This window comes from Bacillus sp. FSL W8-0920 (assembly GCF_038593215.1).
Taxonomy (GTDB): Bacteria; Bacillota; Bacilli; order Bacillales; family Bacillaceae; genus Bacillus; species Bacillus pumilus.
Genome location: NZ_CP151974.1, coordinates 697,231 through 713,524, shown reverse-complemented (window position 1 = coordinate 713,524; position 16,294 = coordinate 697,231). Strand labels below are relative to the sequence as shown.

At 44.4% G+C, this 16,294-nt stretch carries 3 protein-coding genes; all 3 read right to left on the bottom strand.

Annotation, left to right across the window (positions count from 1 at the left end; translation table 11 throughout):
• Genes NSS78_RS03470 through NSS78_RS03460 form a run of 3 tightly spaced genes read right to left on the bottom strand, consistent with a single transcriptional unit; the run spans nt 1 to nt 16,278 of the window.
• Complete coding sequence (locus tag NSS78_RS03470) at nt 1–4,506, bottom strand: type I polyketide synthase (protein WP_327840037.1); 4,506 nt, start codon at nt 4,504–4,506, stop codon at nt 1–3.
• On the bottom strand, nt 4,499–7,168 hold the full coding sequence (locus tag NSS78_RS03465; protein ID WP_327840035.1) for a non-ribosomal peptide synthetase: 2,670 nt from the start codon (nt 7,166–7,168) through the stop codon (nt 4,499–4,501). Before NSS78_RS03465 ends, NSS78_RS03470 begins: the two co-directional genes overlap by 8 nt.
• 20 nt (nt 7,169–7,188) lie before the next feature.
• Nucleotides 7,189–16,278, bottom strand: coding sequence for an amino acid adenylation domain-containing protein (locus NSS78_RS03460; RefSeq protein ID WP_342468289.1), 9,090 nt, complete (start codon nt 16,276–16,278; stop codon nt 7,189–7,191).
• Between the last annotated feature and the right edge of the window lie 16 nt (nt 16,279–16,294).

The following is a 16,294-nucleotide window of genomic DNA, read 5'->3' as shown; positions in this document are numbered from 1 at the left end:
CTATTTTCGTTTTAATCTCTGTTTACGGCGGTTCTTCCCATCTGCCATCGCCTGTTTGCGGAGATTAGATGACTCAGTGACAGCTTGCTTTTCTTCCTTCACTCCATGTATCTTCTTCAGTTCTGCAGCCAATGACGCAATCGTTGGATGACTATACATCATGACCACTGGAACCTCTATACCATAAATTGATTTAATATGACCGCTCATCTGCAGTAAATCAAGGGATGTCGCACCCATTTCAAAGAAGTTCTCATTTACATCCGGTTCATGAGGAAAAAAAGAGCTGAGTACATCACACAATGATGCTTCTAGACGATCATCTATGACCTGCGATATTTGTTGAGTCGACTCTTCTTCCTGCTGCATAGGTGTTAAGCGGTGTTTTATTCTCTCACCCATGTCTCGAACAGAAACAAGAATTTGCGGATAATCTAGACGCAGCACTTCCTGAAAGGCCTTGATTCCTTCATCTGGTGAAATTCCCGCCTGCTCCTCGAGCGTCATCATGTCATTGACTTTGGCCGCTAATGCTGAGTTGTGTGCCATACCGACTTTTTCCCATCGATCCCAGTTTAAAGAAATCACTGGCTTTCCTTCCTGCCTCTTCTCATGAGCAAAGCTGTCCATAAAAGCATTGGAAGCGGCATAAGCCACTTGTCCAGCCGCTCCAAGAAAGGACACTAGGGATGAACAAAGTAAAAAGAAGTCGAGCGTTTCATCCTTGAGTGCTTCATCCAGCACATAGGTCCCGTTGATTTTTGGCAGACACATGCGAATTTCATCGTCTGCTGTTCTTGCTTGGATGATCTTCCCATCTGCCTCTCCTGCCGCATGGATGACACCATGTAAATCACCAAATGATGTATGAGCCAGCTGGATCGCTTTCTGCACGGCGTCTTTATCTGACACATCACCGTGTACAGTTAGTACATCAGCTCCTAACTCTTCAAGAGTCATCAGCTTTTTCACGGTTTCAGCTTCTTTCCCATCCGCATCACGCAGTTCATGCCATGCAGAGCGTTCACGTATTTGTGATCGGCTGAGGAACACAAGTTTTGCTTGATACGTTTCTGCTAAATGTTGAGCTAGTGTGAAACCAATGCCTCCCATACCGCCGGTCAGGAGGTAAACACCATGAGTCCTGATAGGCTGTGTGGACGATTCCTCTTTGCTTAAAGGTGTACTTGAAGCTTTTCGAACCCACCTACTGTTCCCCCGATACGCCACGACTGCCTCTTGATCGTGCATTGCAACCTCATATGAAAGAAATAGCGGCCAGTCCGCCTTTGTTTCCTGACATAAATCAATGTGCTGACACGCAATGTGCTGATATTCTTGAGGAATGGTCAGAGCTAATCCAGTACATGTTGCTTGAAGAGGATTGACCTTCTCCATCCCGATAACATCATGCGCTTGGTTTGTCACAAGGTGAAGACGGATGGTTGTGTTATGATGCTGACTGATCAGCCTGACGAGATCAAGTACAGATAAGTAGTTCGGCTGATCACCTGTATCTTCTGTTAGTTCATCATGCATCCAGATGATCTCTTCCGGTATAAATCCAGATTGCTGCAGTTCAGCCATCACCCACTCTAAGTGTGACAGCATATGAACGTCAGCCTTCATCACCTGGTCATTTTCTTTGATCGTATGATCACTTTGACAGACGCTGACAACCTCTGCATGCCGCTCTTTCAAATAAGCGGCAATATGACCATTTTTCTCAAAAACCAAGATACGCTTCCCTTGATGATGCTGCTCTTTTAGTACAGGTGCAGAGCGCTCCCATACCGGAATGTAAAACCAGTCTTGAAAATCAGCGGAGAGTGTCTCCCCCATTTCTGATGGTGCTAAATTGCTCATCAGCTGATCCGCTTTAAACTGCGGAGAGGGGAATATTTGATGCTCAAATGGATATGTTGGCAGTGACACTCGATATGGGGTCTTTTCTTTTCTGACAGCGCTCCAGTTCGGCTCCACTCCAAAACTCCACAGCTTCCCTATAGCCTTTTTCATATATTCATCATCAGCAGCTTGTTCTTTTGGATGTCTCACCAATGAAACAGCCGCTGCTTTGTTCACATCATAGTCATCATGTCGTCTCACAAATTGAGTCAACGTATGACCTGGTCCCACTTCAATGAAAACCACTTCACCAAGTCCAAGTAACGTCTCTAACCCTTGACTAAATAAAACAGGCTGCCTGATATGAGATGCCCAGTAATCAGGCGATGAGGCTTGCTCATTTGTTAACCAGCTTCCTGTCACATTCGAAAGGATCGGAACCTCGCCCTGCTGATAGGTGATCTCTGAGAGAGCGTTCTTAAACTGTACGGACGCTTCAGCCATCATACTCGTATGAAAGGCGTGAGAGGTTTTCAATGTTTGGACAGAAGCTCCTCTTTTTTCAGCTTGTTCGAGATAGATCTGTAACCGTTCTGGAGAACCGGAAACAACAGATAATTGTGAGCTATTCACCGCAGAAAGCTCGACACCCTCAGGAAGATCATGTTCAATCTCTTCGGCAGAGAGTGACACTCCGGCCATTTCACCCCGAGGCATTTTTTGCATCAAACTGCCTCTTTTTAAAACGATCCGGATTGCATCTTCAAGGTGTATGATACCGGCCACGCAGGCAGCTGTTATTTCTCCAATACTATGACCAATGAAATAATGCGGACATATGCCTAGTCCCATCAGCTTCGATGCGAGCGCATACTCAAAACTAAACAAGATGATTTGTGTATATGATGTTTGCTGTATGAGTTGTTCTGCTTTTATGAACTCTTCTTCGGTTGTTGGATATAACACGTTCTCGATCTCAACACCTGATAAAGATAAAATGATGGCAAAACATTTCTGAAGCGTTTGTTTAAATTCAGGATCTTTCTCATATAAATCCTTGCCCATATTCACATACTGAGCACCTTGTCCAGAAAACATCCAGACAACTGCCGGCTGTTGAAAGGCCTTTTGCGGCTGTCCAGCTGACTGGAATGTGCGGTCAGGCCCTGCAAGAAAAGCTTGTCGATAAGGAAAATGCTTTCGTCCCTCTTGCAGTGTAAAGGCAGCCTCGGATAGTGTGACACGCTTTTGTTCTTTTAAATAAGATGTCATTTGTTCAGCCGATTTTTGAACCGCCTGCTTCGATCTTGCAGAAATCACCATTAGCTCATGATCTCTTTCTAATGACGGGTTGTCGGCGGCGGGTGCCTCTTCCATGATCAGGTGTACATTCGTTCCACCGACTCCAAACGAACTAACTCCGGCACGCAGCGGCTGCTCTGTTTTCATCCATAGTACGGGGGTTGTATTGACATAAAATGGACTTGATTCAAAATCAATTTTCGGATTCGGTTTTTTATAATGAAGGCTAGGCGGCAGCATCTGATGGTACAGACTAAGCGTTGTCTTGATAAAACCTGCAACCCCTGCGGCTGAGTCAAGATGACCAATATTGGTTTTCACAGACCCAATCGCACAAAACTGCTTTTTATCCGTTTGAAAGGCTTTCTTTAGTGACTCAATTTCAACCGGATCTCCAAGAGTTGTACCGGTGCCGTGTGCTTCAATATAAGAAATACTCTCAGCTTCTACACGACTGATGTTGAGTGCCTTTTTAATCACTTCGCTTTGTCCTTCTATGCTTGGTGCTGTGTAGCCAACCTTCCGCCCGCCGTCATTGTTATAGGCTGACCCTTTAATCACGCCATAGATATGGTCCTTATCTTTTAGTGCCTGCTTTAATGATTTGAGCACAACAACACCGCAGCCCTCACCACCAACAGTGCCTTCTGCCTGTTCATCAAAAGCCCGGCAGTGCCCATCTGGCGACATGATCATGCCTTCTTGATACATGTATCCTTTTTTGTGAGGGGTCGTAATGGTGACGCCGCCTGCGAGTGCCATTTTACATTCTCCAGTAATCAGGGCACGCGCCGCCATATGAATGGCAGTCAAAGAGGAAGAACAAGCTGTATCAACAGCTACGCTCGGCCCCTTCAAATTCAATTTATAAGATACCTTTGTGTTCATGAAATCTTTATCTGTTAACTGAACAGCCGCAAATTGTTCGGATGAGTGATTCGTTCTCATCAGCATGGAAGCAGCTTGCCAATATAAATTAGCAGAAGCGGCTCCAAATAAACCAATCGGTTCCTGATAGGTTTCAGGGTTATAGCCTGCATCTTCAAGTGATTCCCACGCCACCTCATGAAACATGCGGATTTGCGGGTCCATTACTTCTGCTTCACGCTGTGAATAACCAAAGAAATCTGCATCAAAATGATCATGCTGATCAACTGCTCCTTTGGCACGTACATATTGCTCATGATCCAATGCTTCTTTCTCAACCCCTGCCTCAAGCAGCTCTTCCTTCGAAAAGAACGTAATGGACTCTCTTCCATTTGCAAGGTTGTCCCAAAAGTGATGAATATTCTTTGCTCCGGGAAAACGGCATGCCATCCCAATCACTGCAACCTCTAATCCTGTGAACTTACTCATCTATCATCCCGCCTAACAGTTGAGCGGCACTTTCTAAGTCATCCGCTTCATTTTCTCCATCATCTTCGATCTGTTTCTCTTGCCCTGATGCTTTGTTTTTTAATTGCGTAGCTATTTGCGAAACAGTTGTATATTGGAACAGCTCCATCACTGTCAGCTCCTGCTGAAATTCCTCTTTCACTTTATTGGACAACTCAACGATATTAAAAGAGTTCCCGCCTAAGTCAAAAAACGGTTCATCTATACGAATCTGCGAAGCAGGGACTTGTAAAATAGAGGCGAAAATGCGAACAAGCTTCTGCTCTGTTTCATTATGTGCTTGAATGGTCACAGGCTCTTGATTGTTTGACAGCTGATCTTCTGGATTCGGTAGTGCTTGGATATCCAATTTCCCTGATAGATTCAAAGGAAATTGCTCTATTTGGATGACATGTCTCGGCACCATATAACCTGGTAATCTTTCACTTAAAGACTGACGAAGCGCACGCTGATCTATCACTTGTTTTGCCATCATGTATGCGCAAATGTATTGGTCCTGATCCTGCGTTTCCTTAGGAATGACAATGACATCTTGAATCATTCCTTGCATATGCGGGTCATCAAGAATCGCTCTACGGATTTCCTCTAGCTCAATTCGATATCCCCTAATTTTCACTTGACCGTCGTTTCTCTTGGCAAATTCTAATAAACCATCAAACCGCCATCTTGCAAGATCTCCCGTACCGTATAACATCCCGCTGCTCAGCTCTGGTTTTTTGATAAATTTCTCCTTGCTCAGATCAGGGTGATTGATGTACCCACGACCTACACCATCGCCTGCTATATATAACTCTCCAAAGACGCCAATCGGAACTGGCTCTCCTTGCGCGTCACATATGAAAATATGCTCATTCGGCATCGGCTGCCCAATAGGAATGACTTGCTCATCCCAGTCTTGGGGAATCAAAAAGGATGATGACTGAACCGTACATTCAGTCGGCCCATACGCATTTATCATGATTGGTTTTTCACCTGATATATGCTGTAAAAATTGATCCATCAGCTCTTTTGTGAACACCTCTCCGCCCACCAGCATCATCTTCAACGCTGGCAAGTCTTTTTTTGATTGCGCTGCTGCCTTGTTCATCAGCTTTAAATGAGAGGGGGTCACATCAGACAGCTGGATGTGATGTTCTTGGTAAAACGACCATAACGCATGCCCATCCATACGGACTTCATCTTTGGCAATATGCAGCGTATGCCCGAAGAGCAATGCCGGGAACAATGTTTGAACAGACGCATCAAAAATGTGAGAAGCCAGCATCCCTACTTGCAAAGGATTAGGGAGCAGATCAAAAAAGCGCGTTTTCATTCCATATACCAAATTAATGACATGACGATGTTCGATAACGACACCTTTCGGATGCCCTGTCGTACCTGATGTATACAGGACATACGCCATATCCGAAGGCGAGATAGACCAAGTCATATTCTCTTTTATTGATGGTTCTTGAAGCATGTCTTGAATCACATGGACCTCGACATCCAATCCTTCGTGTCCTTCTGCATCCGAGACAATAGCTGTAGCGCCGCTGTTTTTGAGCATATACCGAATTCTTTCAATCGGCAGATGAACATCAATCGGTAAATAAGCATAGCCAGCCTTTAAGATGCCAAGAATGGCAATGACAAGTTCAGCAGATCGATACATTCTGAGTCCAACAGGAGCCTCACGTGTTATCTGACTTTGAGATAGTCTAAGCGCAATGCGATCTGATAAATGATCAACCTCTTCATATGTATAGGAGGTGGTGCCAAACACAACAGCCGTTCGCGCTGGATACAATTGGACTTGTTGTTGAAATAACGACACAATATCACGATCCACTGGATAAGCGAGCGACTCTCCTTGAAACGAATCAAACAGCTGATTTTTCTCTATATCAGATAAAAATGAGTGTGTGCTCATCGTTTGCTCAGACGTTTCGAGACATTGCTCTGTGAATCCCATGAAATGATTGGAGAACTGCTCCATCATGTGGTCATCATAAATGGAAGCATCCCAGTGAACTTCAGCATGAAGGTGATCTTGTTCTTTCTTCCAAACAATAAGCACATCCGCATGCAGCTGCTCTCTGTCAACTTGCCCATGCAATGTCTCAAATGCACATGCCAGATTGACACGCTTCTTGTCTTCTCCTGCTGAATGCCAAAGCTCATCCATTAAAATATAAACAGGATAGTTTTGATGACGCACTGCCTCCTGAAACGATTGTTTCACTGCCTCTAGCCCTGCGCTAAAGCTCATATGAGGCTCAATCTCTGCCTTCAGCGGCAGCATATGATTGATGGCGGATTGATTAGCAGACTGTTCCATTGTAGGAACAGTCACCATCAACTCAGTTTTTCCGCTATAACGTTGAAGCAAGCCAAAAGCTGCTGTGGTTAGCACGATAAACAGGCGCAAATCAGAATCTCCACATAATTGCTTTAACGAATGATTCATAGCCACAGGGAAGGACGAATGAAGCGATCGGTTCATTGCAGCAGGCTTGGCATGTGAAACCGTATGAGGAATGCGGCCATCAAGCTGGACACCTGATAAGATCGATGTCCAGTAGGCTCTTTCTAACACCCTTTCCTTCGCCGCTGCTTTCAGTTGAAAATCATCATGTTCAATCACTCTTCCATTCACCTCTTTACTTATATTTTCAAGTCATCTAATTCGAAAAGAGATACGTCATCTAATTGCTTGAATGAAGAAGTCAGTTCGATCTCCTCTATTCTTACAGCATCTACTGAAACAGCCCTCATGATGTCTTTCAGCAAGCCCGCAATCTGCTCGATGGTTTCCTCTGTGAAAAGCTCAGTATTATATTCAATCGTTGAAGAAAGACCGTCTTCCTGCTCATACGCAATCCAGAGTAAATCAAAGCGTGACGTTCCTGTCTCATACGGATAATCACTAAAGGTTAAACCGCCTACCTTCAGTTCTGGCTGATTCATATTTTGCAAGGCGAACACAGCATCAAACAATAGATTCCGGCTGACACTCCGGCTTAACTGGAGGTCTTGAACCATTTGTTCATATTGATAGTCTTGATGTCCGAAATCATCGATGACATGTGCTTTCACATCCTGCAGGAATTGCTGGTACGTCAGCTCTGCTTTAGGATACAAACGAAGTGGCAGCATATTGACAAAAATACCGATCACTTGCTGCAGCTCCTCTTGTTTTCTCCCTGCTACCGGAACCCCGACCGTGATATCTGATTGTCCGCTTAATTTGTGAAGCAAAATCTGATATACACTTAACAAGCCCATAAACAGTGTGGCGTCTTCCTGTAAAATCACCTGCTTAAACGCGTTCAGCTCCGCTTCTTCTATACGGAACGTATAATGTCCGCCGCGAAATTGTCTCACTTCTGGCCGATCGAAATCTGTTGGCAGATCAAGTAGCGGGGGACTTTCTAACCGGTTTTTCCAGTAATCACTCGATTCTTTCAGTGCTTCTGATGCAAGCAGGTCATTTTGCCATTCTGAAAAATCTTTATATTGCAGAGCAAGAGGCTCGAGCGTCCTGCCGTCATATAACTGCATAAAGTCATTGACCAAAATATCTTGAGAAAGACCGTCTGAGATAATGTGGTGCATGTCCAGCATGAGTACGAATTCCTCATCTGCCAGCTTCATCACACCGACTCTCATCAATGGAGCTTCACTTAACGTAAAGGCAGTCAAAAATTGTTCAATCACTTGTTTTTGCTCTTCCTCAGATCCTTGTGTTGATCCGTTAGTGAGGTCAAATAATGTGACTGCAAATGGTACCTCTTCTTCAATCTTTTGATAAGGGACGCCATTCTCTAGTACAAACGCTGTCCGCAAACTTTCGTGTCTCTTAATGAGCTGCTGAAATGCCCATTCCAACCTGCTAATATCGAGTTTCCCTTTGATTCGTCCCGCTTTAAACTCGTTGTATCCTGTGCTGTTTACATCCATTTGCTGCATGAGATACAACCGTTTTTGCGCAGACGACAGAGGATAATGCTCCTTCACTTCGGCTTTTTCAATCGCATGATAAGCAGCAGTATCTGCTTGATCGATATATGCTGCCATTAATCGTATCGTAGGGATTTGGAAAAATTGTGGCAGCGTCAGCTCTACACTAAATGCACGATGAATGATACCAATGAAGGTAATCGCCTTTAGAGAATCTCCACCCATTTCAAAGAAATGATCATCTATGCCAATTTCATCAATCTTAAAGAATGCTTGCCAATGTTGACTTAATGCCTTCTCCAGCTCCGTTTCTGGTGCCGCATAATTCGTGGAAAGCGCTGGTCGAGAATACAGGTTGCCATCTTGTTCATGCTCTCCGCCGCTCTCATCCTTAAGGGATAAACGGTCTACATATCGGTGAATACGATCATGTAAAGATGTTGTCGAAATAACCATTTGTTCCACTTGATCCAGCGAAAGCAATCGTTCAAAGATCATTCTTCCTTCTTTTTCTGTAATTAACGTTTCGGTGACATCATCTCCGATTGGAAGATCAAGCTGCTTCCCTTGCTCAAATTCCCAGCCGTCAAAGCTAATGACAGACCACTGTGTTTCTGAACGTAGATTGCGTTCATACACGTACGCATCGATGAAATGATTCACAGCTGTATAGGCTGTAAAACCGAGTCCGCCCAAGATCGGTGACAAAGATGACAGGACAAAACAGAAATCAAGGGATCGATCACTTAAGGCAGCATCAAGATGAAGCACACCATTCATCTTCGCTTCAAAATGCGGCTCCGAAAAAGTGACATCTGTTTGCTCCATCACCTGGAAAGATTGGTCGCCTGTCACTCCAGCTGCATAGATCACGCCATCGATCTGCCCATATGATGCATCCACTGTGTTGATCAATTGCTGGATATCTTCCTTGTGACGAACGTCTACTTTCTGAATGAGAACATCTGCACCTGTCTCTTCCAGCGCCATTACCCTTTGGATTTTTTTCTTTGTTGGATCCTGTTCATCATGCGTAGACAGCCATTCTTGCCACTTGCTTCTATCAGGGAGTCCAGACCTGCTCGTTAAGATCAATGTTCCCTTCGTTTGCTCGGCCAAAGTCTGGGCGATATTCAATCCAATAAACCCAAGTCCGCCAATTAAAATGTATACACCATCTTTTTTAGCCAAATGAGCCTGTCCTGTTTCAGGAACTGAACTATTCGCATACTTTTTCACATATCGCTTATTTCGTCGATAGACCGTGAGAAGCTGTCCATACGCTCGGTCTAGCTCATCGCTTATTTGCTTTAGCAATCTCTTTTCTTGAACCCCATTTTCCACTGGGCGATCAATATCAAGAATGCGGTAGCGTAAGTTCGGTGTTTCCTGTGAAATCACCATCGCAGGTCCTAGATGGATCGCTTTTTCAGGATAAAGTACAGGCTCACCGCCAACGGCATACGTCAATGAGGAAAGAACTGTAATCGATACCTTTTGGTCCAACACATATTTTTTCAGTGCCTGGCCGATATAAAGCAAGGAGTAATAAGCATCTTGCTGCGTTTGCTTCACCCATTCTTCTTCCGTGTGAGATAGCTGTCGTTCTGAAAGCCCCCATAGATGACAAACTTTCGACACGTTGATTTCATCATCTGCCAGATTTGATATGAGCCTTTCATAATCAGATGGCTCATGTGACCGAATGGTATAGCTTTTTTTGTCATGCTTCGTAAATTCATTTCCTTTACGAACCACTACGGACTCGTTCCGTTTCGTCAGGAGCTCAGCCGCAATCTTCTCTCCAAAAGCAGATGGATCTGCAAACAAAAGCAAGGCTCCGCCAGACGTATCTTCTGATGGCACGCAAGGTAAAAGATCGGCTTCCCAATGAGGGGTATAGAACCATTCATCCATTTGCTGCTTTCGTCCAGACTGCTTTGGTTTGTCTTGTTTCACACGATCTGCTGCATCATACCAATAGGAGGTTTGATCAAATGCATACGTTGGCAGCGGCATTTTCCTCGGCTGACGGTTTAAATGGAACCTATCCCAATCAATAGATAATCCGTTTGTCCATAGACGTCCAATTTGACCAAGTAAAAATTCAGTATCCGTCACATCTTGTTTTGAATGTCTTAACACATGACATACATGCTGATTCAGGCCGTTCAGCGACCGGTTGACCATCACGCTTAAATCTTGTCCTGGGCCAATCTCAATTAGTTGAATATTGTCCTCTTGTAAAATATTTGTGATGCCTTCAGCAAAGCGAACTGTATCGGTCATATGCCTTTTCCAATAAGACATATCCTTCGCACTCGTATCTGTCATCCAATCTCCTGACAGATTCGAAATGAATGGAATACGAAGCGACTTGGCGTTAATATGCGTTAATTTTTCTCCGAATTGCTCCGCTGCCTCCTTCATGACATGTGAGTGGGCGGCAATGGTTCCACCTAATCGCATACACATCAATCTGTTGCTTTTTAGCTCTTGTTCAAATTCACCTATCGCCTCTTCTAGACCTGACACGATACATGATGAATCATTGACAACCGCGAGAGAAATATCGTTTGGAAGCATCGGTTTTAGCTCTGCCTCAGGTAATGGAACACTCATCATGACGCCAGCTGGTGACGACTGCATCGCATTCGCACGATAGGCGACCATGGACATTGCGTCCTTTAAGCTGAATAGCCCTGATATGGCGGCTGCCGTTAATTCGCCAAAGCTATAGCCGATCATTGCATCAGGACGAACGCCCCATTCAATGAAAAGCATGGATAAGGCATATTCAATGGCAAAAATGGCTGGCTGTGCATATTGAGTACTTGCCAATTGTTCACGTGCCTTTTCTGTTTCAGCTGCTAATGGGTACAGAATACGGGCAAGACTTCGTCCTGTTGCTTCTTCATATGCTTGAAAACAAGCATCCATTTGCTTCTTAAAGTAAGGCTCTTCCCGGTACAAATCTAATCCCATATTGAGATATTGATTGCCTTGTCCAGAAAACATAAAAATAATCTTTTGCTTTTCCACATGCGAATGCATGAGCTTTCCAATGCCCTTGCCTTGCTTTTCTGTTAATACTCTTAGAGCATCTTCTCTGTTTGCCGCAACAAATGCCTGACGAAAACCAAAGGATTGTCTTCCTGTTTGCAGGGTATAAGCTGCGTCTGCCAAATTGATAGAAGGTGTGTTTTCTATTTGGCTTGCGAGTTTGTCTTTCATTCGTTCCAAGCTCGTTTTGCTCTTGGCTGAAAGAACAAGCAGCTCAGCAGAACGAGGCATTTGCTGACGATCTCTTTGTGGTGCTTCTTCTAAGATGACATGTGCATTCGTTCCACCCATTCCAAATGAGCTCACCCCCGCCCGCCGCAAATGGGAAGCTGGCTGCTTCCAGTCGATCAGCTCAGTGTTTACAAAGAAAGGACTGTGCTCAAATGCAATGTTTTCATTGGCTTTTTTGAAGTGAAGACTAGGTACAAATGTGTGATGCTGAAGCGAAAGCACAGCTTTGATCAAGCCAGCTGCTCCTGCCGCTGCATCTAAATGTCCAATATTTGTTTTCACAGATCCAATGCGGCAAAATTGTTTTTTCTCTGTGTCGAAAGCCTTTGTGAGCGCCTCTATTTCAATCGGATCACCAAGTGATGTGCCAGTTCCATGTGTTTCCACATATTCAATCGTCTCTGGTGAAACATCTGCTTGATGCAGGGCATCCTGAATGACACGTGTCTGTCCTTCGACGCTCGGAGCATTGAAACCAACCTTTTGATCACCATCATTGTTGATGGCAGAGCCCTTAATAACCGCATAAATATGGTCACCATCTTCTATGGCTTCACTAAGTGCTTTTAAAGCAACAAGACCAACACCATCTCCGCCAACAGTTCCATCTGCTTGATCATCAAAAGCGCGGCAGTGGCCATCACTTGATTTCACCATGTTCTGCTGATAAACGTAGCCTGATTTCACTGGGTGCAGGATCGACACACCTCCCGCAAGAGCTACATCTGAATCACCATTTGCAATGGATTGACAGGCCAAATGCAAGGCGACCAAGGAAGTTGAACAAGCGGTTTGCAGCGTAAGCGCCGGTCCTTTCAAATTCAATTTATGGGCAATTCTTGTACTGACGGTATACGTATCATTGAGTGAACCCACTTCAAACAGCTCTGACATGCTGCTATCAAGGGAAGCGGCAAAACGCTGAATCCATTGGAAGTTCGAAGTGGACCCAGTAAACAACCCGACCTTCCCCGTATAATTTTCTTGTACATACCCCGCATCTTCCAGCGCCTTATAGGCGTATTCATGCAGGAGACGTATTTGAGGATCCATCATTTCTGCCTGACCTGGCGAATAGCCGAAGAAGGATGCATCAAATAAATCAGGTCCATCAATGACACCCTTTGCCCTCACATAATCGGATCGCTCGAAGGTTTGGCGGTCAATACCAGCTTCAAGCAGTTCTTCATCGGAAAAGAAGGAAATTGATTCTTCTCCATTCTTCAAATTTCGCCAAAATGCCTCAACATTTTTCGCACCTGGGAATTTACCAGCCATTCCAATAATGGCAATCGGCTCATTAGCTTTTCTTATCTTTTGTTTTACAGGCTGCGTGTCTGCCGCTGTCTGCTCTGAATCGCCGCTTAAATATGCGGCAAGCTCTCTAATCGTTGGGCGGCGGAACATTTCGACCATTGGAATGCTTTGATTCAATTGCTTAGCGAGCTGTTGATTGACGTGGATCAAATTGAGTGAATGCCCGCCAATGTCAAAGAATTTGTCATGAACACTTACCTCATCTAAGCCGAGGACCTTTTTCCAAATGTCTTGAATGACTTTCTCCGTATCAGAAAGATAGTCAGAGCCCGCCTGTTTTTTCGTTTGCTGCGCCTGTTTTAAAGCAGGTAAAGCTCGTTTATCTAGTTTGCCATTGGCAGTCAGCGGCATATCGTCTAATTGAACAAAGTGAGTTGGGATCATATAATCCGGCAGTTGATCAGCCAACGCTTGTTTTATTGCCGCTTGATCAAGTATGGCTGTCGTGACAACATATGCGGCCAAACATGGTGTACCAGAAACATCTGGCTTTACAACAACAGCTGCTGCTTTTATTCCTGGCTGTTCATTCAACCAAAATTCAATCTCACCAGTTTCAATCCGGTAGCCTCTCAGCTTCACTTGATCATCATTTCGACCTAAAAATTGAATGAGACCATTAGGGAGAATGCGCGCTGCATCACCTGTTTTATAAATTTTTTCTCCTGGCTGGAAAGGGTGATCGACAAATCTTTCTTCGGTTAGTTCTGGGCGATTCAAATAGCCTTTTGCGACACCTTTTCCGCCAATATATAATTCACCGACGGCTCCTTCCGGCATGAGATTCATATGTCTGTCAAACAGAAGAATATCCGTATGCTGTGCAGGCTTTCCAATCGGTACATACACGTCTTGATCAATGTCCTGGTTATATCGATGAATCATGCAGCCAACGACCGTTTCAGTTGGTCCATATTCATTCACAATTTCAATTGGCTGCGGAAAGGACTGCTGAATGGATTTCGCTAAAGATGTTTCCAGCTGCTCTCCGCCTAAAATGAAACATTTCATTTGGCTGTCTGGGAAAGACAAATGCTTAATAAACTGTAAATGAGATGGTGTCAGTTTCATCACATGTACACGGTTGTCTTTTATGATGTCTTCGACAAGTAGCTGCCGGTTTTCATGGTGATAAATCATGATGGTATTTCCTGAAATGAGCGGCGTGAAAATAGAAGTAACCGTCAAGTCAAAGGACAGTGAGGTATACAAAGCAAAATGCCTTGTTTCTCCTCGAACATATACTTGCTTCGCCCAATCAATATAGTTGGCTAAGCCAAGATGATGAATGAGTACTCCTTTTGGTCTTCCGGTCGTTCCTGATGTATAAATGCAGTAGGCTGTTTGGTCTGAGGTGATGGCTTGTGCCAAGTTGTCTGATGGTCCGGTGTATAGATCCGGCTGCGTGATATCAATTTTTTCTCCATGATAGGCATAGGTGAGCCCTTTCATTGGATGAGTTAAGAGCCATTCTACTCCGCTGTCTTCTAATAGATATTCTATTCGTTCCTGCGGATATTCAGGATCAATCGGCACGTAAGCACCGCCAGCTTTTAAGATCGATAAGCATGCTATCACCATTTCAATGGAATGCTCTGCTAAAATGCCGACACGCTGCTCCTGTTTGACTCCTTTGTTTTGTAAATAATGTGCGAGCTGGTTCACTCTCTTATTGAGTTGTTCATATGTAACCGTCGTATCGCCAAACTCAACTGCGACTGCCGCTGGCGTTCGCTCCACTTGTGCTTCAAATAGGTCAATCACCGTTGGCTCATGGCTAGGTGTTGCTCCGCCGTATTGCTGAAAGACCGCTAACTGCTTTTCTTTCTCTTCTTCTGATAGCAGCTGTAGTTGAGCAGCAGATTTGTGCGGATGTGCACAGGCATCAGACAGGAGATGAAGAAAATGCTGACACCACTTTTCGATTTGCTCAGCTGAAAAGCTGACAGGGTTATACACCAATGAAAAGTGCAGCTGATCATCAAACGCCTGAACACTAAGCGTGAGATCGAATTCTGTCTGCTCAGTCATCTCAAATCCACGAATACGAATTGGCTGATCGTTTTTCGTGAGCATTTGATCTAGTGGATAGTTTTCAATGACGACGATTGAATCGAATAATGATTGCTCTGCAGTCATTCCTGCATATTTTTTTAAGTCAGATAGTGGGGTATGTTCATATTCATTTCTTACAGCGATCTCACGGCTCACCTCCTGCATCTGTTCAAGAATTGGCCGCTCCTGTTCGAATGAGACTCGCAGCGGTAAAGTGTTAATGAACAGCCCAGTCATCTTTTCAATATGAGGGACATCTGCATTTCTCCCTGATACTGTTGTCCCAAAGACAATATCATCTTGGTTCGCATACTTAGATAGCAAAACTCCCCACAGCGTATACATCACAGATGCCAGCGTCACGTCATATTGATTTGTGAATTTGCTCCAGCTCTCCGCAATGGAAGGATCCACTTGATGTTCATATTGATGAAACACTTCTGAAGGTTCATATGCGCCGCTTGACTTCGGAAGCAGTTCTGCATAACTCCATCCGTTGAAAACATTTTTCCAATAGGCGGCTTGTGCTTCTGTCTGTTGAAGGTTTTTCTGCTGCCATTTAACAAAGGATTGGTAGGACGGTCTTTGTTCCAGAAGAGGTTTGTCCCCATTCGATAAGCGCTCATATGCACTCATCCAATCGCTTAATACAATCCCTAGGCTCCAGCCGTCCAATAAAATGTGATGGAAGCTAATGAGAACCCAGCTGACTTCATCATTCACTTCACATAACGTCAGGCGGAATGGGACTTCATGCAGATCAAAGCGTTCTTCTCGGTTCTGTGCCGTCACCTCTTCTTTCAGCACATGAAGAGGCTCCTTCGCTTGCGTGAAATCACGATATCGAATGTCTGGCTGATGCTCCTTCAGCACAATTTGTACTGGTTTTGCTAGTTCCTGCCATCTGAACAATGTTCTAAGCATTTCATGCTGTTTGGTGACATTCGTCCATGATTGTTCAAAAATGTCTCGATCTATTGGTCCGTCTATTTCGATCAGCAGTTGTTCAAAATAAGCTGTTCCGTTCGGTTCCATTAAATGATGAAACAGCAGTCCTTCTTGGATCGTAGTGATACCTAACATATTTTCAATGTTCTGTTTATCCAGCTTCTGCGGCTGTAAAGCCATGGGCTCATCTCCTTTC

Bases quoted from the DNA above. Each gene is read 5' to 3' on its own strand.
- NSS78_RS03470 (WP_327840037.1), bottom strand. From the start codon at position 4,506: ATGAGTAAGTTCACAGGATTAGAGGTTGCAGTGATTGGGATGGCATGC.
- NSS78_RS03460 (WP_342468289.1), bottom strand. From the start codon at position 16,278: ATGGCTTTACAGCCGCAGAAGCTGGATAAACAGAACATTGAAAATATG.